Origin of the sequence: Vibrio hepatarius (assembly GCF_043642085.1) — a bacterium.
GTDB classification, from domain to species: Bacteria; Pseudomonadota; Gammaproteobacteria; order Enterobacterales; family Vibrionaceae; genus Vibrio; species Vibrio hepatarius_C.
Genome location: NZ_JBHZSA010000003.1, coordinates 521,400 through 548,345, shown reverse-complemented (window position 1 = coordinate 548,345; position 26,946 = coordinate 521,400). Strand labels below are relative to the sequence as shown.

Sequence of the window (26,946 nt, the reverse complement as noted above, 5' to 3'; positions counted from 1 at the left end):
AATACAAAACTTAATCAGTAACAGGCATAGCCATATAAAATAGCTATATCCATTAACTAATAAAGGCACTTTTATTGACAGTTAATACTTATGTATTTTCTTCAACGAAAGACATGGTTTATAAGTGAAGGCATGCTGGTTAATAATGCAGTCCTCACTGGTGGAGAATTACGCCATTGGTTTTTATAGATCCCTTCAACCTCCTTGTAGCATAAAGGGCAACAGTGTCTCTTTGCCGTAAAATGAGCCTTTGGAGTTTGACGAAAGGCATGCTGATGCTTCCTACAAACAATTGTCACAGGCGTACGGCAATTAATATATTCAACTTTGTTGTAATCGTATTTCAATCCCCATCGCTTAGTCGCTTTGGCTATAAAACTCTTAGTATTATCTTTAGCAAATGGCATGTTAGCCCCTACCTATAATTGTTAAAAACAAAACAAAGCTGAATCACGCTTCCGTCTATTAATAATTATTATCAGAGATCATTCATATGATTCATATACGATAAATCCCCACTCGATGTAGTAAACAAGGAGTGTAAGGTGTAGGCTCTTTCCGACAAATTTACGTGAATTATATATAAATCCGGAACTAGATATATTTATATGGAGATCTCGAGAAAAAAACACCAAACTTTAGAGTAAATACTTAATTTTTTACATAGCCACAACAAAACAACGAAGGCCAGCTTGACCTTGCCAAAAACGGAGAAATTCGATAAGAGCTAATTTAATTGATGACCAATAGTGGAATCTGTATGACATAGCAATACGAACTATCACATGTTGATATAGGATCAATAATCGAGTGATTAGTTCCAAATCAACGTTCGTAACTATCGAGTCAAATCAAAAATATGCGAAAAGTAACAGGTAAATTACTTACATCAATTTTACAATGCGATAATAGTAATTCATTAGAAATTATCTCATGATGATCATTCTAAGTAAGTAGTAATATCACGATTGCTACCCAACTTAATTATTACTTTTTAACAGGTCAAATCGATGCCTAAAAGTACACAAAAACAGATAGACAATGTTATCAATAATATGCTTCGCTTTAATAAAGAACCCTCTTCATCCTGTGTTCGCACGCGGCTCGAATTTTTGGACCTGAACAAAGTAGACATAGAGCATCATATCGATATGCTCTACCAGCAAGGAAAAATAAACGACCGACCGAATATTGAAAAAGATGCACTAAAATACTTACGCGCATTCTGTGGCCGTCAACGCGCAAAAGAGCAACTCAAAGATAGCCAATATAACGTGATACAAATAGAACAAGTTCTCGACTCTGTTTATAAAGATGTCGATGAGTACCAACTAGCAAAAAAATGTAAAAAGGAAAAGTTTGGTCTAGGACAACCGGAAAATGATGAGCACCACTCACAAATCGTGTTCTATTTACAAAAGCTAGGACATAAGATGCCAACTATTATGAAGCTGCTTCAGGAAAGTTAGCCGGCACGGAATGCAGGTCATACCCTAGTCCTTGGCAGTCGGGTTATTTTTTAGATAATGACGACGAATTAGCGGATTAGATAGCGCCGTATAAGGAGGAAACAAATAAAAACGAGCAAGAAGATCAAACGATGGATGAGGGTGGGCATAGATAGACTCACCGCCATAGAGTTCGTAGACGCTATTCCACATCGCAGAATGCGATTTTGCTAACGTATGGTACGCACACAATTTCGTATCTTTAAAATAGCTTTCATACATAAGAGAGATAACTTCACTAAAAAATCGGTGCTCTGGAATAACACAGCAAGATAGTAACTTTATATGACTGTGAGGAACCACCTCTAACGCCCGTTGAACATGATCATAATACGCTTTACCCTTTCCAATGATTTCCTTAGGGACAAACGCTGTCATGATGTGTCCCACAACACGACTATCGTAAGTCAGTGTTGCCATTTCCAAGTTGAAGTTTGCGAGCAATTCATCAACTGAATAATGATCACAGAGATACTCGAATTCACCATGGATCACCTGATTATGGTTACGCACGCAGCACTGAAATACGTTCTCAATATCTTCTTTAGACGTTAAACGACGAAGAGAGCGAGTAGTATAGTAGGTGAAAGGAAACGGGCTCGGGAACAGCTTACTGAGAAGTAACTTCTCTTTATTTTTCTTAGCAAGGTTCTCTTTAAGCTCAATATCCAATACGCACTCTCTCATCCCGAGCTCTATGAGCATAATGATTTTTCTTTCATTAGAAGGGATGGATGCACCGTTCTCCCAACGAGACAGTGTGCCAACATCAATACCATTGAATGTTGAATGCACAGCATAAAGACGGTCGCAAAATTCTGACTGAGTTAAGCCTAAGGCAATACGCCCTTCTTTAAGTAAATGACCGAAGCTCTCTTGCATATCTTTTATGTTTTGGTTTCCACACTAACTATAGAGCGTAAAACATAAAATCAACTAAATCCATCGAACAATTTTATCAATGTTATCATTATATGTTTTTTCGATAATAAAGCTGGTCATAAATGAATACGGCTCGAAAATCTGATAGTTACATGGCTGACCATGCTTAATAAATGCTGGTAGTGACTTTGAACCATATAAATTAAACAGCTTGCGCCACAAATAACTGTGAACTTGAGATACCGTCGGACTTCTCAACCAGTTCGAATTACTAAAGTTCTTTGAACAGATGTACGCAATACTGAGATGCATAAAGTCTAAATCGGTAACTACACTACTTGAAAGTACATTCACGTAATCTGTGCCACTGCTTTTAACAATGATTGAACGAAAGTACTCACCATTAGGTACTCTATTTGTAATGGACTCAACCGGAACCGTTGCTAGTAGAACATGATTAATGAGTAAGCCGTCGTAATAGTAGCCGAGTAGCTCCATTTCAAAAGAGTTTACCATTTCTTCAAGTGAGTAGTTATCAAATAGCCACGAAAAGTCATCTACGACTTGATGGGTATGTCGATATACTCTGCCATCTCTTAACACATCCTCGATTTCAGGGAGTGTTTTTAATACTTTGAACTCACTATCACTAAAGTAGGTTTTGACACCATCATCTGGAAATAGCTTGTGTAGTAGTTCTGCATGTACTTTAGCTTTCGCTTTATTAACAGAAGGGATGATCGCATCATACGAGCTCAGCTTTCCTAGTATATCTAACATCGCCGCTTGCTTTATTGGAGCTGGTACAATAATTCCCTTTTCCCACCTTGAATAAGTCGTTGTATCAATCGACTCAAACTGGTTGCTTTCACCGGCTAGAATCGAACATACATCAACCTGTTTCAAGTTCCTCATCAAACGTATATCACGTATCTTCTCTGCAAACTTATTCATGACACTCTCTGACAATACATAGAGGATGAAATGGTCATTGGTTTACCAAATGCATATCCCTGGACAAGAGAAATGTTCATTTTCTTAATCCTTTCACATGCAGCCCGATCCTCGATACCTTCCGCTATAATTTGAATACCTTTTTTTTGACTTTCAAGCGCTAACTGTTTGATTATTCTCATGGCATGGTCGTCTTCTAAGGTCACATCCACGAGGCTTTTGGCCAATTTAACTACGTCATACCGGAACTGAAAGAGATCGATTAGATTGGAGTTGTCCATTCCAAAATCATCTAAAGCAATAGCTAGGTCAGCATCCTTTAATGTATATAGGCCCTCCATTTTATTCTTATTCAATGAGTCAGGAACAGATGTTCTTTCCGTTATTTCAATCATTGTTTCGCCAACATTAAAGCCTTTTATTAAGGTAATAAGTGATGCTATAAAATTAGGATTTATCAACTGAGTTGATTCTAGGTTAAATGAACACCGAAAGTTTAGATTATGCGATTTCATCGTATTAAATGTATATTCAAAAAACTTTAAGGTAAAGTCATTGATTATATTCATATTAATCAACGAATCAATTACCCAGCCAGTGTTAACTAATCGTCCACTTTCAATGTCTTTAAATCTTGCTAATGCCTCATAATAAACTGGCTGGTTATTACCTAGATCACAAATAGGTTGAAAAGCAACATCAACCTCATAGGCTTTATTCTCTACAACTATTAATAACATAATGCACCTCGCCAATTAATTATCTTCTATTATTTAAAACAGAATAGTAATTAACATTCAAACACAGAATAGCATGTAAATATTTTATATTTTCAAGTGACAAATATAGGAATAAAGGTAATAGTTTACCTGATGATAGCTTTAATCAGCTCCCTCCAATTTAATTGGAGGGAGTATCATCGATGCTATTCGATGATCATAAACTCTTCACTATCTAAGTACTCACCATACTGAGAGTAGAAGTAAACTGTAACGGGCCCGGCACTTTGCCCCTCTAGATCGATCTCGTAGCCTGACTCCCTTACGATTTTTACATTGTTATTACTTGGTGCCGCTTTCGTTCCTCTTAAGAAGTCATAGTAAATACCGCCACCCGGCTGATAGAAACCACGTCTGATGTATAACTTAACTGATTCCCCTACCTTAATTTCATCGACTTTATTCCAGTCAAGCTTGGCAATCCAAAGGCCAGATGAAATTCGGCTATCGACACCTATTCTATTTTCTGCTTGGTGGAGCTCTCCGTTGAGATAAATGCTTCCAACAAACACCGTATATGCGTATTCTCCATCGTAGATTTCGTTGTACTCGAATTTGAATCCTTGCAGGCTTTGCTCATACTCAAGATCGGATGACCTAATCGTCCAAGATACATCTTCATACGAATAAGTCACCACCGTCCCATCAGACAAAGTAATCTTCATATATGGCTTATGATAGGCGTCAAGAACCAACTCCCCTATCGAGTTTTTTTGTGGATAGTGGATAGCTGAACTTTGAACGGTAACGTTCTCTTCAACGTCTAGCGTGATATTCTTGCTTACACTTACCCCACGATAAGTAGCCGTCAACTCGATATCTCCAGATTGGAGTGGATAAAGAGTGTCCCCTTGAATATCAAGGTATCCCGCCGGTGTAACACTATAGGTCACTGAGTCAACATTTCTGGTTTGCCCATCCGTATATGAAGCTGTCACGGTGGGTGTAATATGGCCACCTAAAAATGTGCTAACGGTGGCATTTACACTGACGTCAATCGACGTGAGTGGGTTGTCAGGAACAGTGATAGTTATACTGTCAGAGCTCGCACGTCCATTTTCAGATATTGCCTTAACGTAATAGGTCTCAGGTTGGAAAAACTGTAACCTTGCTGAGTAATTCGGGTCTGTTAAGTCAGCAGAATAGTATTGATTGCCCAGTTCCTCGTCTGCAGCGTTAGTCACAACAATTCGGCATGTGGTACAAGGTTCACTCATTCCATTATCTACTTGATTATAAATGTAGAACGGGTAACCCTGCCCACCCATCAAGTAATTGTTGGTGTCTGTGTTATAAGCGGTAAGTAACAAGCTCTCAACACTATCAGTCTCGACGACGATTGCTACTGAATTAGTGGCATCATCAAAGCCATTAACCTTCGCGTATACATCGCCCGAACCCGCTTTTGTGATAGAGACTTCTCCTAACGAGTTGCTGTCTATCATTGAGCCATAAATAGATACTTGAGACGGGTCAGTCACTTCACTTCTAAGGCCAGAGTTAAAGTTCTTAAACACACGATATTTAAGTTTATCTCCAACACGGTAAGTGGCTCGTTCGAGCTGCAATTCCACATTCGATAAGCTCATATCGACACCACCCACTTCAATGTCAGCACTGACCTCTGGGCTAGAACTTAACTGAACATTTCCATCGACCGCAGTTGTTCTATAAGCATTTAGAGTAAAGCTCTTATTGTTTTCTTGGATGTCGAGTCGATTGCCATTGATCGTTACACCAGACTGGGGAGAAGACAGTTGCCATACAATTGTATTATCATCAGCCACACTTCCATCTTCATATTGAAGTTTTAGGCTCAAATCAAAGCTACCTGCGCCCGGTAATTTTGCTGACTGACCGCTTATAACAGAAAGCTCACCAATAGTAAGACTTCGTGAGCTCACAGAAAGCGGGGCTGCCACTTTCGTTGTTATCTCTTGGCTTAATTCGCCATAACGAATGTTTAGCGTCGCATCTCCAGCGCCATCGAAATAAAATACACTTGTTTCGCCATTCAGTGGCTTAATACTTCCACTAATATTCCAGTCGACTGAATTGGTTATATCTCGACTAACCAGCACCCCATCAACATCAAATGTACCAATCGCTTGATAAGCGGAAATATTTCCTTCCATTGCGACTGTATCGCTCGTTTCCCTCACTTCAAGGCCAACCAAACTGGCATCAGTGTTTACCGAACTAGATGCAACGACAGCTCCCGCTTGGTCGTAAGCAATAATTTCAAAATCACCAAGTTCATTGGGCGCGTAAACATTATTGATGTCTTTATATTCAACGCCATCTACGTCAATCCGAACGATTGAAGTATCGGTACGGCTTTGACTGTAGGCGGCTATTGCCCCGCCTGTATTTTGTGAGTTGATTGCAATGGAAATTTTTTCTCCTGGAAGGGCGTAGTAACGACTCTCAGAAAACTTAATCACTTCTTCCGCAGATTCTATTTCTTCCGCAGATTCAACTCGCGTTGGGCTATTAGCCCCCTCATCACCATTACATCCTATTAATCCAAAACTAACCGTCGAAAGTAACAAAAACTTAGGCTTCATCTCTTATTCCCCTTAATTAACTAGGGAATAATAAAAAGCGTACAACTATTTAAAAATGGCAAATAAAGTCATTTTTTTTTCAAACATCAAATTGCTGTTAACCTATATTTGTAACCATTTAATACAGCGGTAGGTGCAGTCGCCCGATCACCTTGTACATCAGACTTTTACGCACAATTAGTCAGTAGCTACTACCACAAAGTCCAGAATCCACCACTCTTAATCATCAGAAAAATCCCACACACTCTTAGCCAGTGCAATCCCATGGCAAATACTCACATTGTCTCGCAGCCAGTACGTGATTGATTGCAAAGACACCAAGAGGGTAAATTATGTAGGTCCAATTATAGGTTTGTTAGCACCAATTGCTATGTTATAACATTTCAATAAAATGGTTTGCATGTCGCATAAACACATCCAGATACACACCTAACACCGGAGGTTACACATGACAGCTCTAGCAGAATCCTTTGACGTCGAGATAGGCAATCAAGCTTGCTTTAGTATCAGTGACAACCCAAGCGTACTGACCGATATCTACCAAGATGGAATTAACATCGCTGTCTGGCAACGTCGCTTTGACCAAGCGACCCAAAGCGATATCACTCAGTTTATTGAAAGTCACCCGAGCCTAAGCAAGTCACTCAACCTGTCACCTGAAAACGCCTATGAGTCACTCGACTTTGCATTAGATGGACAAGTGCCTAAAGCGCTACTTGAAAACATCGCTGAACTGGTTGATATGTTTTGTTGCTTATTCGATCTTGAACATGCTGGGCTTAGACTCGCGACACTAAACGGCGCAATGTGCCCTCGATTTCATGTTGATCATGTGCCCTGTCGATTGGTCACCACTTACCAAGGCATAGCGACCCAGTGGCTGCCAAACGAAGCGGTAAGCCGCTCAAAACTTGGCAAAGGGAGTAATGGACTTTCAGATGAAGCGTCAGGTTTGTATCAAAGATCATCAGATATAAAGCAGCTCGAAAGTGGTGATGTCGCGCTACTCAAAGGGACTCGATGGGAGGGAAATGAAGAGACAGGTTTAGTTCATCGCTCACCAATCGCTGAGACCAATGAACCAAGGCTATTACTCACACTCGATTTCGCTTAACACCTACACTTTCAAAAGTGGGAGAAATAACCGATTGGACGAAAAGAATTTAATCATCACGATAAAATACTCGATTAGTCCAATTGCATCATTGCTGTTTTAATCCGCGCCGAGAGATTTTTTATAATCGAATAATTAACTTCAAGGTGTTCCCATGTTTGCAATTGATGATGTAGTTGTAGCAAGTAAAGGCGTTGATTTAGGTCAGATGGTTGTTGTTGGTCTAAGCAGCGGCGGTTACTACGTTCGTGTTACTGTAGACGGCATGATGCTAACTTACCCAGCACAAGACCTGAAGAAAGCGTAATCGCCCAAACAGTCAAAAAAAGCCCCGACAACATCGCTGTTGTCGGGGCTTTGCATTTTTACTTATTTATTCAATTGTTTAGCGAGACAGTTTTACTGCCTCTTTCGGCTTATCCACTTCAGTAAACAAACCCTTCACCAAACTAACACAGCCCAGCAGCAAGATAATCGTAAACGGCATAGCCGCAATGATGGTGATCGATTGCAGCGCTTGAATCGACTCAGTACCACCAATCCACAGCATCACGATCGCAATCAAACCTGAAATAATCGCCCAAACAATTTTCTGCTTCATTGGCACTTCTAACTTGCCGCCTGCCGTCATGCTATCAATAACAATCGAGCCAGAATCCAGCGTCGTAACGAAGAAGACAATAATCAGTACCACAGCAATAATCGATAAAATATTGCCTACTGGGTAAGCTTCTAGCATGTAGAACAAACTGAGAGAGACATTACTCAATTGCTGCTGAGCGCCAAGTAAACCGACTTTGTCGATCATTTGCTGGATCGCGATACCACCAAAGGTCGACATCCAAGCGGTGGTCACTAGTGTTGGGATGATCAGAACGTAAGCTAGGAACTCGCGAACCGTACGGCCTTTAGAGATGCGTGCTACGAACATACCAAAGAACGGCGCATAAGCGACCCACCAAGCCCAGTAGAACACTGTCCAACCATGTAAGAAGGTTTCGTCTTCGCGGCCTGAGGTTTGGCTCAGTGGCAAAATGTTTTCCACATAGCTTACGACCGATGTTTTCATAGAATCGAGTACCGTCGTGAAGTTCAAAACAGCCATCAGTCCAAGGAAGATGAAAGCAATCGCCATATTGAGGTTACTCAGCAGCTTAACACCGCCGTCCATGCCTCGCAGTACTGATAGGATCGCCAGACCCATAATCAATACAATAATCGATTGTTGCAGCAGCAAGCTATTATCTAAGCCAAACACATGGCTGATACCGCTGGCTGCTTGTGTACCACCTAAACCTAGCGATGTCGCTAAGCCAAACAGAGTCACCAGTACCGTCATGATATCAATGAAATCACCGATTTTACCCCAAACTTTGTCACCAAGTAGCGGGTAAAATACTGAACGCATAGAAAGCGGCAGACCTTTGTTGTAAACAAAGTACGCTAAACAAAGTGCCGTCACACCATAAATGGCCCAAGCGTGGAAGCCCCAGTGGAAAGTCGCTGCACCTAACGCGAGCTCACGAGCTTCTAGCGTGTGCGATTCCACATTCAGTGGTGTGCCGTACCAACCGGTGTAGAAGGCGGTCGGTTCCGCAACACCCCAGAAAATAAGACCAATACCCATACCCGCAGCAAACAGCATGGTAATCCACGAAATCGTCGAGTAATCCGCGGTTGCACCTTCACCTCCTAAACGGACTTTACCGAATGGAGAAAGAGCGATAACAATGGCGAACACAAGTAGGATGTTTGCTCCCCACATAAATAGGAAGTCAAAGTAAGAAAGAACGGCACCTTTTACCGAATCGATGGCCGCTTTTGCATCTGCTGGAGAGAGTAGCAGTAACGAGATGATGAAGAGAAGAGATAAGCCGACAGAAGCAGTGAAAACCGTGTTGTGGACATCCATACCCCACTTACTAACGTTATCCTGACCGACTTGATAGTCTGTAGATTCAATACTGTATTTTTTTGATTTAAAGCTCATATATCATGAGGTTTACATATCCGACTCAACGGATATAAAGACCAACTCCATGTTAGTTAAAGTTTGATAAGCAACAAAAAGCTCGCATCATGCTGATGAAAAACACCCTTTCCAATAAGGCATTTTTGGCTCTATTGCTCATCCCCGGTACGCTATACTAACACAGAGTTGATTATTTTTTGCCCGAACGGCGCGTGTACGCCCTCGAGAAACCAGTACTAGTACCCCTTTCGGGACATAACTATCTGGTCTATAAGCGATTTAGCAACTTCATTAAATTTTTGCAAAAATTGCTCAATTCCGCTGATTATTGGTACTTTTCACCTGCCGCTGCGACAAATGCCATCTCAACCAATAGGTTTGGATCCGCAAGTTCTACTTTGACGCAAGCGCGGCTTGGGGCAGTACCTTGCTCAAACCATTCATCCCATATTTCGTTGAGCGCATCGAAGTTCGCGAAGTCAGTTAAATAAATCGTCACTGATAGAATACGTGTTTTATCGCTATCAACCAGAGCCAACATTTGTTCTGCCTGATCAAAGATTTGTTGTACTTGGCCTTTGATATCGGCGGAGGTGTCCGCTTCAGCGACCTCGACAAAATTAGCCATACCGTTAAAAATAGTCACATCTGACCAACGTTTGGTTGGGTTGATACGGTGAAGTGTCATCATTGTTCTCAATTAATTATGTTGTTCTACTAGACAAACTGGCGCATCTATTTGGCATTGATAACCACTCGCTTCCAGACTGCCGGTGATTTCGTTACGGCGATAGCTGACGAGATTATTAGAGTGTTGGTTCGCTACAATCAGCCACTCGCCGCAAGAGGTAATGGTAAAGTCTCTTGGAAACAAGCCACCAGCGTCGGTCATGCTAAGCCATGTAACTTCACTGCCTGATACATCAAAGCAGCTCACCGCATTTTGATGGCGACAAGAAACGTAAACGAAACGCTCATCATCAGACAATTTTATCGCTGCTGCGGCCTCGCCTTTGTCAGCATCCGGAAGTAAATCCAGTTGTTGCTGCACTTGCCAACCTTGTTCAGTTTTGCGCAATACTACAAGAGTTTCACTTAACTCACACACCACATACGCCTTGTCTTCAGCGCGATTAAATACCAAATGTCTCGGACCACAACCTGCCGGCATTGCCAGTTGTTGTGCAAGAGTAAACGTGCCATTTTCTATCTGATAAAAACGAATCGCATCACTGCCTAAGTCCACACTGACGAGCACTGGCTCAGTTTGTTGAAACACCACTTGGTGTGCATGAGGTGACTGCTGACGATCTCGGTTTGGTCCTTGTCCCTCTTCAAACAAGTCGGCCACTGAGCGTAAAGGAATACCTTGGCTATCGAGCAAGTAAATCCTCACATTACCTGAGCCATAGTTGGCAACAGCAAGGTACTTTTTGTCAGCAGAGATAGCCAAATGACATGGATAGTCACCGGCAATAGGCAGAGCGTGAGTATGTTGCCCATCCAAACAAACCAGTTGAGCACCATCTTGTTGCGCCACTTCACTAAAGCTATAGGTCTGTTGCTGAGATTGAATAAGGTAGGAAGGGTTGCGAAGAGGATAGTAGTCATCAAAGCGAATCAGCTCGCCTGTTTGTTGATTTAACCCAACCTGAGCGATTCCTCTACTTTGGCTCGGTAAGTCTGTGTATGTACCTACGAGAAAGCGTAAGTGACCACTTGCTTGCATAGCGATGTTCCCAATCAAATATCTTTGTAAACACAATGCCGCCAGCAACAGCTGGCGGCAATCAGTTTCAACGCTATTTAACTAAAGTGTGGAGTAGGTTCTCAGTTGGTTTCACTATCGCGACAATGGTTTCGTCGAGAATGATAGCGTTCTCATCAATGACGCGCTGATATTCAGCCGCATCCGCCGCCCTGACTGACTCGCCCTTGTTAGCAAGATCAATCAAGGTATTGGCTAACTCTGCCACTTTAACCGTTGCCTGCGCGACTTTGACCGTGTCAACCGAGGCCACATTATTGGCAAAAATAGGTTCCGCTTGCTTCGCTGCTAAAGCTGCGGTTTGGTAATGCAGCGCCAGCTTAGCCAACGCCGCTTTATCACCTTTGGCATACTCAGACACTAGGTCATTCATTTCGTAAACTGCTAAGCTTTCAACGGGTAGCGCATCAGCAAATCGGTTCAAACGCTCGTACTGGTTGTACAAATCACCTTTGTTTGGTGTTGAAATCCACTTCTCCCAATGACGCGCATAGTACTGAGCAGGCTCAATGTACTTGGCGAGTGTCTGCAGTGGCGTCACATCCGCACCATTTGCCAGACGTTTTAGCATCATGGTCGCATCCGTATGGTGACGCAGACCCAATGAGATCTCAGACCAAGTGTCCATCACATTCATACGTTGGTACATGCTGCGCTCATCGGTTAGCTCTTGGCTTGACCATAAACGCTCTGCAATCGCATAGCTGCGCGGCCATAGACGTTGCTCAATCGTCATTGAGTCTAAGTTCTCACCCCAAATCGTGATTTCACCACCCAAGATCAGATCTTTTTCGTCACCTTTTAGCTCTGCAGGGTAACCGCCGTTTGGCTCTGGGATAACGCTACCTTCGATCGCACTTCCAGCAATAAGCTCACCCGTGGCTGGCCAGCGAACGTTACCAATGATCTGATAACTGCCCTCTTTTAGCTTGCCACCCGCAAACTCATAGTTGAATTCGGTGTACGACATGAAGTTATCGAAGTGACCGCGGAATTTCACACCCGGCACATACTCTAAGATATGCACTTCTTCACGCGACTTACCGTTGTAGTCAGTAAAAGCGCGGAATGTGCCATCTTTTGCTTCAATAATGGTCAAGTTGCCTTTGCGTGGGCCGCCCTTATTACGTGGTTTAACCCAATCATAAGTTTCAAACTTTTCACCGCTGTGCAGCTTGTCATCGACCGTAATACCAGTTGGCATGGGGTCGTTGCGGTAGTGGTAGCTGGTCGGTTGCGCTTGGTCTAAGTAATAACCCGTTGAAAGCACACCCTGGTAGCCCTCTTTTGCTGCACGGCCAATGCTGTCGTGACCTCGCCAACTTTGAATAACGATCGACTTAGGTAGGTCTTTATGCCAAATTTCATCCCAACCAGACATCTTCTTACCGCGCTCTTCCAGCATCTGCTCTACTTTAGTGTTGAGGTAAGATTGTAGGCCGCGTTCACCATCTAGATTGTTGTCAGCGATGAACTGTTGAATCTTTGGATTCTCTTTCCATTGCTTGTAGTTCGGCTCATCACCGCCGATGTGGAAATACTCGTCAGGGAACAGCTCTACTACCTCGTCAAATACGCTTGCTAACATGGTGTAGAGCTCAGGGTTGGTTGGATCCATTAATGGCTCAAAGACACCCCATCCACGCTGCTGCGGATAAGATTGCTCGCCCATTCCCGACATGAGTTCAGGGTATGCATGAGCAACTGCTGAAGCGTGCCCCGGCAATGAAATCTCAGGGATAACACGAATACCTAGATTGCGTGCATAGTTGACCACATAGCGAATTTCATCTTTGGTGTAGTAATCACCGTCAGCCGTCTCTTGCCATAGCTTGGTATAGTTATCAAGCTGAATACGGATACCTTGGTCATCCCAGATATGCCAGTGGAACATGTTCATTTTCGCCGATGCCATCGCATCCAATTGGCGTAAAATGACATCAAGTTCGATGAAGTGACGTGAAGTATCATAAGAAACACCACGCCATTTAAAGCGAGGCTCATCTTCAATCGACACCACGGGTACAGAATAACCATTCGCGTCAGTGGTCACCAACTGTAAGAAAGTCTCTAAGCCGTGGAATGCTCCGTATGGACGCTCTGATGAAATACGAACTTGGCCGTTAGTCACTTCAAGCTGGTAAGACTCATCGCTATCAAGATTCTGCACTTCATCTTTTGGCCCTTTGCGAATATCAATCACCAAGGTGGCTTCTTTTTCAGACTCGGCCTGCCAGTGGAGCATTGGCAGGCCTGTCTGACGGTACAAACGTTCCATGGTGCGTTTCGCATTGAATTGCACTCGGTCTGAATCGTAGCCTTTGATAAAAATACTAAATTCTTTGTCGATGCTGACAGTGCCTGAACCTAACTCCACGTCTTGTGGGTAAGGCATAAGGTTAAGGTCAGTATTCGGAGCCATAGCCATCGCGTTAGTGCTCAGTAGTCCAGAAATCAATAGAGTTAGAGTCGTTCTTTTCATACGAGTATTCCTTTAATTTTTAACTTTTGAACTCTGTTATGCGACTAGCTCGACAGCTTCACGCACTAAGCGGCCAATCTCATCCCACTGCTCGTTTTCAATCAGACTTGGCGCAACCATCCACGTACCACCGCAACAAACCACGCGGTCAATCGCTAGGTAGTCATTAACGTTACCTTTACCAATACCACCAGTTGGCATTAGAGAAACATTTACGTAAGGAGCGAGTAATGACTTAACCATTGGTACACCGCCAGACGCTTCAGCCGGGAAGAATTTCAGGAAGTTAAGACCCAGCTCTAGCGCTTGCTCAACCTGACTTGGGTTATTCACCCCAGGTACGATTGGCATACCGATTTCTTGGCAGTAACGCACGGTATTTGGGTTAAGACCTGGCGCAACCACAAACTCAGAGCCAGCGGCCTTAGCTTGATCCACTTGCTCAGCATTTAGCACAGTACCGGCGCCGACACACATTTCAGGGTAAGCATCGCTCATCGCCTTAATCGATGCAGCCGCCGCTTCAGTGCGGAAGGTCACTTCAGCAACAGGTAGGCCGTTATCGACCAGCACTTTCGCCAATGGGATAGCGTGCTCAACTTTGTTGATTTGAATTACTGGAATTACTTTGAACTGCTTTAGTTTATTGATCATTTCGTTTGTCATTGTTTTTACCAATCAAAAAATTTAAGAAAGAGTGAGGTGCGCCATTGCCGATTTAGGAATGATTGCGCCTGAATATTGAATTACTGTTGATGCCAGTTGGTGGCCTAATATCGCTGACTCAGCTGGAGTTTGACCATTTAAGCGAGCCGCTAAGTAACCAGCGGCAAAAGAGTCACCCGCCGCGCAAGTATCGACCACATTTGCGACACGCTCAGCGCTAACGTAGGCATACTCAAACTCGCGCTCTTGTTGCCAAATCACTTTGCACGGTTCACAACCACGTTTAATGACTGTCTCTTTGCAACCGAAACGGGTACTGCGCTGCTCAACGCTTTCGTCGGTTCCCCATACAAGCTGATCATCATCTTCCGTGATCAGCGCAATATCGACGATAGGCAGCAGTTGGCTATACCAATGCTGCGCTTGTTGGGTATTCCACAGCTGTGGGCGGAAGTTGTTGTCAAAAATGACTTGGCCACCCGCCTGTGAAAACACCGTTAACGCCTCAATAAGCCGTGTCTTACTTTCATCATCAAGAATCGCTAGGCTGATGCCACTGAGATAAACAGAATGGAGCTCACCTTGAGCCATCGCACGCTCCAGCTTGCTCAACTCACTGCCAGAGAAATAGCTTTTCACGGCGGCACTATCTCGCCAGTACATAAAGCTGCGTTCACCTTGCTCGTCCGTTTCAACCATGTACAAACCCGGTAGCTTGTCGCGATATTGTTGAACCAACGCGGAGTCAATGCCTTCTTGTTGCCAAGCGGAGATAAGCTGCTGAGAAAGAGAATCCTCGCCTAACCCTGTCGCATAAGAAACAGAAACGGGGGTGTTTTCAGTTAAGCGGGATAAATACAGTGCGGTGTTAAGTGTGTCGCCGCCAAACCCTTTTTTGAGAGGAAGGCCGCTAAGTTCGATCATGCACTCACCAAAGAATGCGATATGAAGAGGATGTGTCATTGCGAGGCTAACCTTGTCAGATAAGGTGGCTCATTGAGCCACCTAGTTTGAGTGTCTAACTATGATGCGCTTTGTGCGGCTTTACGATTTTCAAGAGAAGGATCTTGTTCTATCTGACCTTTGTCTGATAATTCCATCTCCATCAGAGCGCGTTCGTCATCAAGAATTGCGCGTGCCATCTCTGGTGTTACTTGGTTTGCCGGAGTCAGCAAGCTCACTACTACACCGAGTGTCAGAGCAAACAGACATGATGGGATAACAGGGTTGCCCCAGAAGGCTGTTAGGTCAGCGCTTAGCATTACAGTGAATGATGCGATTGATGCACCTGCTAGCGTCGCCAACGCACCTTGCCAGTTGTAACGTTTCCAGAAGCGACCTAGCATTCCGCACACAAACATGCCTGACATAACCGTCGAGATCATCTTAGTGATGTAGCTGATGATATCGTTCGACGTTAGAGCGAACAGCAGTGCAAAGCCAATCACAACCACAAGAGCAAGACGAGAGTAGTTCAGCATCGACTCTTTGTTTGGCACACGACCTGTGAACATCACGTATACGTCACGCAGTAGAATCGATACACCGGCAATCGCATCAGAACTCGCGCTCGACATGGTCGCAGAAAGACCCGCGATAAGTACGATTAGGCCAACACCTACTGGTAGCACTGTCGCCGCAATGTATGGGAATGAGAAGTTAGGGTTATCTAGCGTTGGGTCAATTGCATGGGCTGCCATACCAATGATCGCAGGGATGATTGAGAAGAATAGGTACAGAATACCTGAGCCAACAAATGAACGACGAATCGTAGAGACATCTTTACCTGAGTAGATGCGCTGACGGAATGATGGAGTAGCCAGTACGCCGACACCAATCACTACCGCTAGTGAAATTGCAGGTAGAAGACCAAGTTTCTCAATCGCAAGGAAGCTTGTTGCAGCTGGGTCCATTGCGTCGTATAGGTTATCTAGGCCACCAATGTGCTGCACTGACAGCACTGCCATTAGGATGAAACCAACGAACAAGATGATTGCCTGAATGGTATCAGTCCAAACAACCGCAGTGTAACCACCAATAACCACGTAGATAGTAAATGCTGCTGCAATCACCATTTTCGCTGTGCTGAGCTCAATATCGGCAATCCACGCTAGGTACATCCCACCACCAAGGATGTGCGCGCCTAACCAACCAATAGAAGCGATGAAAATGAGTAAGCCAACGACGTTTTTAACGATGCGATTTGCACCCACATAGTAAGCGAGCTCTTCACTCATCGTCATGAAGTTGAGTTTACGTACTGGCGCAAACCATAGCGCGAGTAACAAAATACCGATGGCACCACCGATGCCATAAAGTGCACCAGCCCAACCATTGGCGTAACCAAAGCCAACCGCGCCCATACTTGAGCCCGTGCCAACCATGGTTGCAACTGTGGTACCTAAAACAAGAAACAGAGGAAGGCCACGACCGCCTAATAGAAAATCTTCACCTGATTTTTGGTTACGAGAAACGAACCAACCAAGCCAGATTAAAAACAGGACATATACGCCAAAGCCAGTAAGAAACAGTGTGCTATTCATCGAACACCTCTTGGGAAAAATCCGTATTAATTTCGATTTATTACAACAGCTGCAATTAAACCTTATTCCTATATAAACAGTTAGAAATAAAATATATATTTAACTAACCATTTATAGCGCTGTTGTTTATTTTATTATTGTAGGAGAGGAAGCGCCGAGATAATTCTAACAGGGATAAGAAATACCCCGACACTTGATACTAATTATTTGTGATGTTTATCTACGATCTTCACGGTAGCAAGTCACATCAACTTCAACTTTCACATCGACCACAAGATCACAAACCATACAGATACGTGCAGGTGGGTGCTCGCCGAAGAACTCTTTAAATACTTTATTGAACGATTGGAAGTAACGAGAGTCCGTCAGCACTACCTTTACGTGCACAACGTCTGCTAGTGTGTAGCCTGCTTCTTCCATGATGTCGACGCAGTTTTGAATCGCTAAGCGAGATTGATCAACGATACCACCTTCAACCACCTCACCGTCCGTCATTGGCGTTTGGCCAGATACATATAGGAAACCACCCGCTTCCGTTGCACGAGCAAATGGAAGATGTTGACCGCCAGTACCTGTTCCACCTTCTACACCATAACGCTTAATAGACATATTCTTCTCCAGTATTTAAAAATTTAATTAATATAAGTAATATTTGATATTTGTTTTAGAAATTGTTTATCTTCTATAAATAAACGTACCATTTCTATTTTCGCTAACATTGCCTTCAAAATAAGACAACTCGCCATTTACAAATACAGATTCAATACCTTTTGCCATTGAAATAGGATTTTCAAAAGTTGCGGTATCTTTAATTGTATTTGGATTAAATAAAACTAAGTCTGCAAATGCCCCAACGCGTATTTCACCACGACCTTGCAGGTTGTATCGTTTCGCCGACATACCCGTCATTTTGTGGATCGCTTCTGCCAGCGGGAACAGTTTTTCTTCTCGGCAATAGTGGCCCAACACTTTCGGGAAGGTGCCCCATAAGCGCGGATGCGGATGCGGATCATTAGGTAGGCCATCAGAGCCAACCATGGTCAGCTTGTACTTCAGTACGCGCTTAACATCGTTTTCATCCATGCAGTGATAAACCGCACCGGCTGGTTGCAGCGCTTTAGCCGCTTCCATGATCGGTAAATCCATCTCTTGAGCGATTTGCTTAAGCACCTTACCTGCATGCTCTGGGTGAGATTCAGACCACGTGATGAAGATGTCGAAATCTTCCGTCACTTGCTTAAGATCGAGGGTTGAAGAGCTTGCTGAATATGGGTAGCAGTCACATGACACATCTTGATGCTTAGACACCTTGTCCATCACATCCAATACTTCAACGGTGCGTCCCCAGTTACCTGCTCCAGCACACTTAAGGTGGGAAATAACCACTGGTACTTTGGCGAACTGACCGGTTTCAAACGCTTCTTCCATCGCCGAGATGATTTCTTCAAATTCGGTACGCATATGAGTGGTGTAAATACCACCGTGTTGACCAAGAATCTGTGCTAAGCGCATCACCTCATCGGCGTTGGCTTGCTTGGCACTGGCGTAGGCTAAGCCGGAGCTTAAACCCAATGCGCCTTCTGACATTGCTTGATCGAGCGCAGCGCGCATCTGAGCAATCTCTTCATCGGTCGCCGTGCGCTGCAGATCATCCATCACGTTGTTACGCAGTGCAGTATGGCCGACTAACGCTGCCACATTCACAGCTGGCTTTGCTGCTTCTACCGCTTTGGCATAAGTAGCAAAAGTTGGGTATTTAAAATCTTTCTGGCTACCTAATAGGTTCATTGGATCAGGCGGGTCACCTGCGAGCACAACTGGGCTTGCACTAATGCCACAGTTACCGACAATCACTGTCGTCACACCTTGGCTGATCTTTGGTAGACACTCAGGAAAACGAATCACATTGGTATCATCATGAGTATGAACATCAATAAACCCAGGCGCGATAGCGAGCCCTTGGCCATCAATAATGCGCTTGGCTTGCTCTTCACCTAGCTGGCCAATTTGTTCAATTCGATCATGACGAATCGCGATATCAGCCATGTATGACTGGGCGCCGGTACCGTCAAAGACTTCTACACTTTTGATAATGGTATCGAACAACATTGTTAACCTTTTTCGTCTCTCGTTTGCATGAGTTCAATATTAATAATCCCCACAGTAATAACAGTGATAAAACACACAAAAAATACAGATTTGTTTGATAGTTTCTAACATTAATATTAATGTAGATAGCAACAAACACTAAAAATCAAACACTTAGATCATGTTAGAAGTGAGCTTGCGATGACAAATCAACACACAAATCGTGATAAAAACTATCACACAGATCACATCTGCCTACCGGGTATTGGAGAAAAATCTCAACCTTTTCAGTCTGCTACGGGTGATACCTTCAGCTTAATTGATGATGAGATCAGCTTACCGGCGGCTGTGATTCAGCAATCACGCTTGAAGAACAATCTCGATTGGATGCAGCGTTTTGCAGCGCAGCACAAGGTAAAGCTCTGCCCGCATGGCAAAACCACCATGACGCCAGACTTCTTCCGTCAACAGTTAGAGCACGGAGCTTGGGGAATCACCGTTGCAACAGCGGCACAAGCTCAAGTGGCGGCTATGGTTGGTGCAAAACAGATCATTATTGCTAACCAAGTGGTGGGCAAAGCCAACATGGCGATCCTTGCTAACCTAATTGAGCAACAAAACGTTGAGATTTACATCAGCGTCGATTCCAAGCTCAACGTTAATGCTCTGGGTGCCTTTTTTGCTCAGCGTAAAGTAACGCTGAATCTATTGATTGAGTTTGGCGTTGAAGGTGGCCGCTGTGGATGCCGTAATGAAAACCAAGTGGCTGAACTGGCTCACACAATTGCTCAACATGATTATCTGTCACTACGCGGCATCGAAGTCTATGAGGGCGTAATCAGTGGCGAGAATGCAGAACAAACCATTCGCGCCTTCTTGACTCAATCACTCACCATGGCGCGATCGTTACAAAATGATCAATTAATCAAACACAAGCCAATCGTCACTGGTGCGGGCTCAGCTTGGTACGACGTAGTGTCAGAGTGCTTAGCCAATCTAGATGATGTTGAGGCAATCATCCGCCCAGGCTGTTACGCTATCCATGACACAGGTATCTATCTCGAAGCGCAAAACAAAGTCATTACTCGCGCGAAAAAGAACCAAGGCGTAGCGTGTGATCTCGGCGGCGACCTACAATCTTCATTGGAGGTTTGGGCTCATGTGATTTCACGTCCAGAGCCGAATAAGATTGTTGCAGGGTTGGGCAAACGTGATGTCGCTTTTGATGCTGGACTTCCGATCCCAGAAAGAGCCTATCGAGATGGTCAGTCAATCGAAGTAGGTAAAGCAGTGACAACGGCGGTAATGGACCAACATGCCTTTATTGAAATTGACGCTGATAGCGAACTGAATGTCGGTGACATTATCGCCTTTTCTACCTCACACCCATGCCTAACCATCGACAAATGGCGCTCAATTGCGATTTGTGACGACGAATATAAGGTCACGCATTGGGTAGAGACTCGTTTCTAACCCAGTTCGCTTTAGTCACCCTGCTTTTTGGGTATACTAATCAGCAAAGTTTTGGTGGCGCATAACCTCGCCTTGGTTATTCGCCACCAGCAAAAAGAATAGGAAAATACGTGAGTTTAGAAGTCGATATTATTTCGCGGATTACCGAGCGATTCAGCGCACTACGAGATGCGGAAAAGAAAGTCGCCAAATTGATCATGGACGATATAGAAACCGCCGCGAACGCCAGCATTACCGAACTAGCAGAAAGCGCGGAAGTGAGTGAAGCGACCATTACCCGGTTTGCCAAAGCGGTAGGCTGTAAAAATGTTCGTGATATGAAAATCAAGCTTGCTCAAACTCTAACAGTTGGTCAGCGTTTTATTCTTGAGCCACCCGATCAAAGCGGTTACCAAGGAATCTATGAATCGATCAAACAATCGCTAGATATCAACCGTAATCTGGTTAATGAAGCCGACATTGAAACAGCGGTAGAGTGGCTGCACGGTGCAAGACAGGTTATCTCCATCGGTATGGGCGGCGGCTCTACCATTGCTTCACAAGAGATGCAGCATCGTTTATTCCGTCTTGGCTATGCTGTGGTGTCTTACAACGACGGTCTCATGTCGCGTATGGTGGCCTCGACCGCTGACAGTAACGACGTGTTAGTTATGCTCTCCGCGACAGGCTATACACCAACGATTGTTGAAACCGCTGAGCTTGCCAAAGAGTATGGAGTGAAAGTGATTGCAATTACTCCTAAATCGACCCCACTCTCAGACATCGCCGATTTAACTCTGCCGATTGAGCACCAAGAAACCGACTTTATCTACAAACCTTCTGCTTCGCGTTACGCGATGCTGGCGCTGGTTGACGTGCTCTCTATGGCACTAGCAGTAAACCACAAACGCCGCTCACGCGATAAGCTACGTCGTCTTAAATTGGCACTCGACTCCTACCGTGGTGGCTTAGACCGCCAACCGCTTGGTGATTAACCCTCGCATTATCCTAACGCCAACTCTCTCTGTTGGCGTTTTCGTATCCCTATCTACCGCTGTAATAAAGAGGAAGTAATCGCGACTTAGTTTTTCTCTTTTTCTTTGCCCTATTCGGCGTATATTGAGGCAATTACTTCTAAAGCAAAACTCGCCCATGAATGAACTAGAAAAAATGATGTCTGGCCAAATATTTGATGGCGCAGCGCAAGAGATTGACTCGATTCGCACTGCAGCTACTCGCACTTTGCAACAATTCAATACCTGCGTAGATGAAAACCAAAGAGCTGAACTCCAAGTACAACTGTTTGGACAGGTTGGAAATAGTCTTATTCGACAGCCTTTTCATTGTGAGTTTGGCAAAACCATTTCTATAGGCAGTGATACCTTCATCAACATGAATGTGGTTATGCTTGACGGCGCACCCATCACCATTGGTAACAACGTTCTTATTGGACCAAGCGTGCAACTCTATACGGCATCACACTCGCTTGATCATTTAAGTCGCCGAAAGTGGGAAACCTACTGTCTACCTATCACCATCGAAGACGATGTTTGGATCGGCGGTAATAGCGTCATCAATCAAGGCGTCACGATTGGCGCTCGCTCAGTCATTGCCGCTAATTCAGTGGTCAACAGTGATGTCCCGCCAGATTGCCTTTACGGCGGTACGCCAGCGAAGTTGATTCGTAAGCTGGAAAATCGAGAAAACGACTTAACACCTAATATTGAGTAACAATAGAGCACCTGACTCAAAACTAGGCATCACAATATTACTTAGATCAAGCATGCCTTTTACTCATCACCGCAGAGCATTTATTGTAACAACGTTGTGAAAGTTCTATCCCCATAGAGGCTTTCACTTTATACACTTACCTTGTCCCCATGACAGATATGTTCATGGGGATTTTTTTCACCCCATGAAACTCACACGAAACCAAAAGTATCAATATTAACTAATAATAATCACTATGAGATACTTACTGTAATACTATCATTTAATGTTAGGCGTACACTGATTCTGAACTTACAAAAGGATCACCACTATGCAAGTAATCACTAAATCAGTATTGGCACTTAGCTTATTAGCCGTTGGCTCTGCACACGCATTTGAACTTACCAGTAACGATATTCAAGAAGGCCACCCTATGGCTAAGACGTTTGAATACAATAGCTGGGGCTGTGATGGCGGCAACCAGTCTCCACAACTGATGTGGAAAGATGCTCCTGCAGGGACCAAGAGTTTTGCCATCACAGCTTATGACCCTGATGCGCCAACTGGCAGCGGCTTCTGGCACTGGGTTGCGTTCAATATTCCGGCTAACGTCAGTGAACTACCACGTAGTGTGGATATGAGTAAACTGGGTGCTACCGAGTCACGTATTGACTACGGCAGCGTTGGCTTTGGTGGCGCTTGTCCTCCTGAAGCCGATGGTATGCACCGTTACCAATTTACTGTGTGGGCGTTGCCGACTGACAAACTCGAACTCACTAAAGATACGCCAGCTGCAGTAGTAGGCTTTACATTGAACAGCATGGCGCTAGACAAAGCCAAACTAACCGCGACGTATACCCGTTAAATTGAATCACAAAGGGGAACTGATGACTCATCCATACCAAGTGACGATATTTCGCGCTGAGCAACTGCAAAAGCTCAGAAATGTGAGGATTCATTCCCCGAGTATTATTCAGATAATTACTGGCAGCAAACGTCTTTTTTGGAAAGATTCAGCGTTGGATCTTTCCCAATCAGAGCTGCTACTTTGCGAGGCTTCAGCATCATTGAGCTTCGAAAACCTGCCACAAAAAGGACGGTTTCTTTCCCGCGTGTACAGCTTTCACTACACACCGAGTGATGCGATGCTTGAGTTAAGCAGAAACAATGAGAGTGAAGCGCTAAGTCCACTACTGGCCAGCGATAAAGCAATGCAGGACACACTCAATGCGCTGTTCTCATTCGATCAACAAAGCATGAGCAAAGAGACGCAATCTTACTGGGTGCAAGGTCTCTATCAACAGTTAGCCGAGCACGGGGTATTGCACCATCTTTTTGCTAACTCAAACGCGGCCTTCAGTCAGAAAGTTAGCCGTTATCTCGCCTACTCGCCCGGAGAAGAACACCCATTAGAGGCCGTTGCCGAGCGCTTTGCTATGAGCCGCGCTACCTTGATAAGAAGACTCAAACAAGAAGGCACCCAATATCGAGAAGTACTGGCGGAAGTGCGTTTAAATCATGCCTTATACTTGATGCAAAATGGTCATAGAAACGTCGCGCTGCTATCGCAACTGTGTGGCTATCAATCTGAAGGGCGTTTTAGTCAACGTTTTAAAGGAAAGTTTGGTTTGACCCCAAGTGATTACATTAAAACCGTGGTTGCCCAATAATAGTGAGTATTTGACGGCAGTTTGCCAAGCCCTTGAGCACTCAAAGGCTTGGCAATTTTCTCGCTAGTTAAGCGGTTTGAACTTCACGCAGCAAAGGAAAGGCTTGATTGATGTTGTCTTTAGTGACAACAAAGCCGGTTAAACGCTGTTGTTGATCGTACGCTTTAGCCACAATACCTTGCGGCGAAAGCTCTACTTTCCATTGAGAATCCACATCGTGAGCGCCACCAATCTGAATCGGATAGTTTGGCGTTTTCACCTTTATCATCATCGCGGGCATGGTCAGCGTCGAGCTTTCTGACATTAAAGTGCTCGCCAATGTGTTAGCGCTCAAAATGATAGGTTGCAGATACGCCATCACCTTGCCATCAATCTCAGCGCAATCCCCTATCGCATAGACACTATCAGCGGATGTTTTTAGCTGTTTATCCACCACGATACCTTGATTGACCTGCAAACCCGCTTGGCTTGCTAAAGTCAGGTTCGGTCGTAGCCCAGCAGCCGAGATCACCCCATCAACCTGATAGGTTAATCCCTTATTGCTAGTCACTTGGATGGTGCCGTCTAGGTACTTCATCGCCACTGCATAGCTTCGGCACTCGACACTCACCTGCTCCTGTCGAAGCTGCTTCTCCAAGGACGTTGAGACGAAGTCAGGTAGAATACTTGCCATCAACTGCGTGCCCGGCTCCAGTATCTGCACCTGTTTACCACTTGCAGCAAGATCCATCGCTAGCTCTGTGCCGATTAAACCACCGCCCATAATTAGCACTCGCTTGGCAAGCGCGATGCGTTGCTGCGAGCAGCGATACTCATCAAGGCTATTTAGGGTAATGATCTCTTGGCTGGCATCCCCTTCTAACCTAGGTACAAAGGTAGTCGCCCCCGTTGCCAATACCAAAGCCGAATAAGGATAGCAAACACCATTGGCTGTAATCGCCTTAGCCTCAACATCTATTGCTTCTACACGAGTGTTGGCAAACAGTTCAACCTGATACTGCTGAGCAAACTCTGCTCCTGTATGAGAAATCAAATCATCAGCATTTTGCTGGCGGGTGAACACATGGCTTAAATCGGGCTTGTTGTACTCATCGCCACTATTCGCGGTAAATAGCATGATTGGCCGACCACTTTTTTTACGACGCAAGTTCTTAACTAACTGATAAGCCGCAAAACCACTGCCGATAATAATCAGAGGGGCTGTCATTACGCGGCCTCCGTTTTATCTTTGCTGTATTCGGCAAACACCTCTTTACCTAAATGACAGTCAGGGCAAAGGAAGTAGTCAGGCACATCATCCCACGCGGTGCCAGGCTCAACGCCTTGATTAGGCTCGCCGATAGCAGGGTCGTAAATCCAGTTACACACAGTACAAATCATGCACTGGCAATCGGCAGGGTGCTCATCCGCTGTGATAGGTGCCGCGCTTGCTGGTTGCTCATTAGTAACAGGCTTAGGCTCTACCAACGGGATGGCAGGAATCAGGCTCGCGCTATCTAACGTCCACTGTTTAGCAAGTTGTCGTCCGTGCTCACGGCACTCACGCATCGCTTTTCCATCTGGTCGCCATTTAGTTTTTAAGCTCACCGCAGTTTCAAAGCCAGCATCAGTAAGGCGGGCATGAATACGGTCGACGGCACCACCATTCCAACCATAACTACCAAACGCAGCGGCTTTCTTATCTTTAAAGCGCAGCCCGGTGATTTCTTCCAACATGCCAGCCACTTTTGGCATCATGACATTGTTCATGGTTGAGGAGCCAACAAATACACCTTTTGAGCGGAAGACATTGGCAAGAATCTCATTCTTATCATGTTTAGAGACGTTAAACACTTTTACCGCCACTTTCGGATCAACATCGTGAATACCTTGTGCAATCGCATCGGCCATCATGCGGGTGTTATTCGACATTGAATCGTAGAAGATGGTGATGCGATCTTCTTGGTAATTATCCGCCCACTCTAGATACTGATGGATAATTTGAGTTGGATTATCACGCCATACGATACCGTGTGAGGTCGCGATCATGTCGACAGGCACATTAAAACTGAGCACTTCTTTGATCTTCGCCGTCACTAAACCACTAAATGGCGTCAAAATATTTGAGTAGTAACGCAGGCACTGATCCATTAACTCATTTTGATCCACTTCATCGTTAAATAAATGCTCGTCACAGTAATGCTGACCAAAGGCGTCGTTGCTAAACAACACTGCATCACCCGTTAGATAAGTCATCATGCTATCTGGCCAGTGCAGCATCGGCGCTTCAATGAAGATAAGTTGTTTATCGTTACCAATATCGATCGTATCGCCGGTTTTAACGGTCTTGAAGTTCCACTCAGGGTGATGATGGTGACCCACAATTGAATCAATCGCGGCTTCTGTACAGTAGATAGGCGTGTTAGGGATTTTTTCCATTAACACAGAGAGTGCGCCAGAGTGATCTTCTTCAGCGTGATTAACAACAATGAAATCAATCTCTTTTAGATCGATTTCCATTTCTAGATTCTGGAGGAATTGGTGGCTAAAGCGGTGGTCAACGGTATCAACCAGCACGGTTTTTTCTTCACGTATTAGATAGCTATTGTAACTGGTTCCTTTGGTCATTTTATATTCGGTGCCATGGAAGTCTTGCACTTCCCAATCGCGCTGGCCAACCCAATGAATATTATTTTTAACGTGAATCGTCATTTGTCTTACCTTAACAAAATAAAAAATCTGCTTTAGTAAGAGCACATGGCATGCCAAAAGTTAAATTACTTAAAATTCAAATAGTTAATTAGAGTTAAGT

General features: G+C 44.4%; 23 protein-coding genes. 8 read left to right on the top strand and 15 right to left on the bottom strand.

The genetic code is table 11. The features are described from left to right. Nucleotides 1–1,010 precede the first annotated feature (1,010 nt). Complete coding sequence (locus tag ACHUFZ_RS08640; protein WP_394126807.1) at nt 1,011–1,469, top strand: hypothetical protein; 459 nt, start codon at nt 1,011–1,013, stop codon at nt 1,467–1,469. 24 nt (nt 1,470–1,493) lie between these two features. On the opposite strand, the gene ACHUFZ_RS08635 is transcribed toward ACHUFZ_RS08640, so the two are convergent. From ACHUFZ_RS08635 to ACHUFZ_RS08620, 4 genes are all read right to left on the bottom strand, one after another. Further along, the gene (locus ACHUFZ_RS08635; RefSeq protein ID WP_394126806.1) at nt 1,494–2,390 is read right to left on the bottom strand and encodes a helix-turn-helix domain-containing protein; all 897 of its coding nucleotides are present in this window, start codon (nt 2,388–2,390) and stop codon (nt 1,494–1,496) included. A gap of 54 nt (nt 2,391–2,444) precedes the next feature. Beyond that, the gene (locus ACHUFZ_RS08630; RefSeq protein ID WP_394126805.1) at nt 2,445–3,344 is read right to left on the bottom strand and encodes a helix-turn-helix domain-containing protein; all 900 of its coding nucleotides are present in this window, start codon (nt 3,342–3,344) and stop codon (nt 2,445–2,447) included. Continuing rightward, entirely contained in the window at nt 3,341–4,084 is a 744-nt protein-coding gene (locus tag ACHUFZ_RS08625) for an EAL domain-containing protein (protein WP_394126804.1), read from the bottom strand. Before ACHUFZ_RS08625 ends, ACHUFZ_RS08630 begins: the two co-directional genes overlap by 4 nt. Before the next feature lie 185 nt (nt 4,085–4,269). Further along, nucleotides 4,270–6,690, bottom strand: a complete 2,421-nt coding sequence (locus ACHUFZ_RS08620) for a hypothetical protein (protein WP_394126803.1) — start codon at nt 6,688–6,690, stop codon at nt 4,270–4,272. A 448-nt stretch (nt 6,691–7,138) separates the two neighbouring features. Here ACHUFZ_RS08620 and ACHUFZ_RS08615 point away from each other — a divergent pair, with 448 nt between their 5' ends. Both ACHUFZ_RS08615 and ACHUFZ_RS08610 read left to right on the top strand, forming a co-directional pair. After that, nucleotides 7,139–7,804 (top strand): DUF1826 domain-containing protein, encoded by a 666-nt coding sequence (locus ACHUFZ_RS08615; protein ID WP_394126802.1) that lies wholly within the window; start codon nt 7,139–7,141, stop codon nt 7,802–7,804. Between the two features lie 154 nt (nt 7,805–7,958). Next, nucleotides 7,959–8,111: a hypothetical protein gene (locus tag ACHUFZ_RS08610; RefSeq protein WP_167489417.1), complete on the top strand. Its 153-nt coding sequence runs from the start codon at nt 7,959–7,961 to the stop codon at nt 8,109–8,111. A gap of 78 nt (nt 8,112–8,189) precedes the next feature. Here the strand turns inward: ACHUFZ_RS08610 and ACHUFZ_RS08605 are convergent, their stop codons facing one another. The 9 genes from ACHUFZ_RS08605 to ACHUFZ_RS08565 form a co-directional block, all read right to left on the bottom strand. Then, nucleotides 8,190–9,794: a BCCT family transporter gene (locus tag ACHUFZ_RS08605; RefSeq protein WP_394126801.1), complete on the bottom strand. Its 1,605-nt coding sequence runs from the start codon at nt 9,792–9,794 to the stop codon at nt 8,190–8,192. Between the two features lie 307 nt (nt 9,795–10,101). Continuing rightward, nucleotides 10,102–10,464, bottom strand: a complete 363-nt coding sequence (locus ACHUFZ_RS08600) for a RidA family protein (protein WP_394126927.1) — start codon at nt 10,462–10,464, stop codon at nt 10,102–10,104. Nucleotides 10,465–10,476: 12 nt separating this feature from the next. Next, nucleotides 10,477–11,505 (bottom strand): lactonase family protein, encoded by a 1,029-nt coding sequence (locus ACHUFZ_RS08595; RefSeq protein WP_394126800.1) that lies wholly within the window; start codon nt 11,503–11,505, stop codon nt 10,477–10,479. Between the two features lie 73 nt (nt 11,506–11,578). Next, nucleotides 11,579–14,026, bottom strand: coding sequence for a beta-N-acetylhexosaminidase (locus tag ACHUFZ_RS08590; RefSeq protein ID WP_394126799.1), 2,448 nt, complete (start codon nt 14,024–14,026; stop codon nt 11,579–11,581). 36 nt (nt 14,027–14,062) lie between these two features. After that, nucleotides 14,063–14,692, bottom strand: coding sequence for a bifunctional 4-hydroxy-2-oxoglutarate aldolase/2-dehydro-3-deoxy-phosphogluconate aldolase (locus ACHUFZ_RS08585; protein WP_394126798.1), 630 nt, complete (start codon nt 14,690–14,692; stop codon nt 14,063–14,065). Between the two features lie 21 nt (nt 14,693–14,713). Beyond that, nucleotides 14,714–15,655, bottom strand: a complete 942-nt coding sequence (locus tag ACHUFZ_RS08580) for a sugar kinase (RefSeq protein ID WP_394126797.1) — start codon at nt 15,653–15,655, stop codon at nt 14,714–14,716. 59 nt (nt 15,656–15,714) lie between these two features. Beyond that, nucleotides 15,715–17,235: a sodium:solute symporter family protein gene (locus tag ACHUFZ_RS08575; protein ID WP_394126796.1), complete on the bottom strand. Its 1,521-nt coding sequence runs from the start codon at nt 17,233–17,235 to the stop codon at nt 15,715–15,717. A 216-nt stretch (nt 17,236–17,451) separates the two neighbouring features. Beyond that, the gene (locus ACHUFZ_RS08570; RefSeq protein WP_053439282.1) at nt 17,452–17,844 is read right to left on the bottom strand and encodes a RidA family protein; all 393 of its coding nucleotides are present in this window, start codon (nt 17,842–17,844) and stop codon (nt 17,452–17,454) included. Between the two features lie 66 nt (nt 17,845–17,910). Next, on the bottom strand, nt 17,911–19,344 hold the full coding sequence (locus ACHUFZ_RS08565) for an N-acyl-D-amino-acid deacylase family protein (RefSeq protein ID WP_394126795.1): 1,434 nt from the start codon (nt 19,342–19,344) through the stop codon (nt 17,911–17,913). Between the two features lie 180 nt (nt 19,345–19,524). Between ACHUFZ_RS08565 and ACHUFZ_RS08560 the strand changes: the two genes are divergently transcribed. The 5 genes from ACHUFZ_RS08560 (at nt 19,525) to ACHUFZ_RS08540 (ending at nt 24,155) form a co-directional block, all read left to right on the top strand. After that, nucleotides 19,525–20,796, top strand: a complete 1,272-nt coding sequence (locus ACHUFZ_RS08560) for an amino acid deaminase (protein WP_394126794.1) — start codon at nt 19,525–19,527, stop codon at nt 20,794–20,796. 110 nt (nt 20,797–20,906) lie between these two features. Next, nucleotides 20,907–21,770: a MurR/RpiR family transcriptional regulator gene (locus tag ACHUFZ_RS08555; RefSeq protein WP_394126793.1), complete on the top strand. Its 864-nt coding sequence runs from the start codon at nt 20,907–20,909 to the stop codon at nt 21,768–21,770. A 157-nt stretch (nt 21,771–21,927) separates the two neighbouring features. Beyond that, the gene (locus tag ACHUFZ_RS08550) at nt 21,928–22,506 is read left to right on the top strand and encodes a sugar O-acetyltransferase (RefSeq protein ID WP_394126792.1); all 579 of its coding nucleotides are present in this window, start codon (nt 21,928–21,930) and stop codon (nt 22,504–22,506) included. Nucleotides 22,507–22,816: 310 nt separating this feature from the next. After that, on the top strand, nt 22,817–23,350 hold the full coding sequence (locus tag ACHUFZ_RS08545; protein WP_394126791.1) for a YbhB/YbcL family Raf kinase inhibitor-like protein: 534 nt from the start codon (nt 22,817–22,819) through the stop codon (nt 23,348–23,350). Nucleotides 23,351–23,372: 22 nt separating this feature from the next. Continuing rightward, the gene (locus ACHUFZ_RS08540; protein ID WP_394126790.1) at nt 23,373–24,155 is read left to right on the top strand and encodes an AraC family transcriptional regulator; all 783 of its coding nucleotides are present in this window, start codon (nt 23,373–23,375) and stop codon (nt 24,153–24,155) included. A 67-nt stretch (nt 24,156–24,222) separates the two neighbouring features. Here ACHUFZ_RS08540 and norW read toward each other — a convergent pair whose 3' ends face one another. Further along, complete coding sequence (gene norW, locus ACHUFZ_RS08535) at nt 24,223–25,362, bottom strand: NADH:flavorubredoxin reductase NorW (RefSeq protein ID WP_394126789.1); 1,140 nt, start codon at nt 25,360–25,362, stop codon at nt 24,223–24,225. Next, a complete protein-coding gene (norV, locus tag ACHUFZ_RS08530; RefSeq protein WP_394126788.1) occupies nt 25,362–26,846 on the bottom strand; it encodes an anaerobic nitric oxide reductase flavorubredoxin in 1,485 nt (494 codons plus the stop codon). Before norV ends, norW begins: the two co-directional genes overlap by 1 nt. Nucleotides 26,847–26,946: the final 100 nt, after the last annotated feature.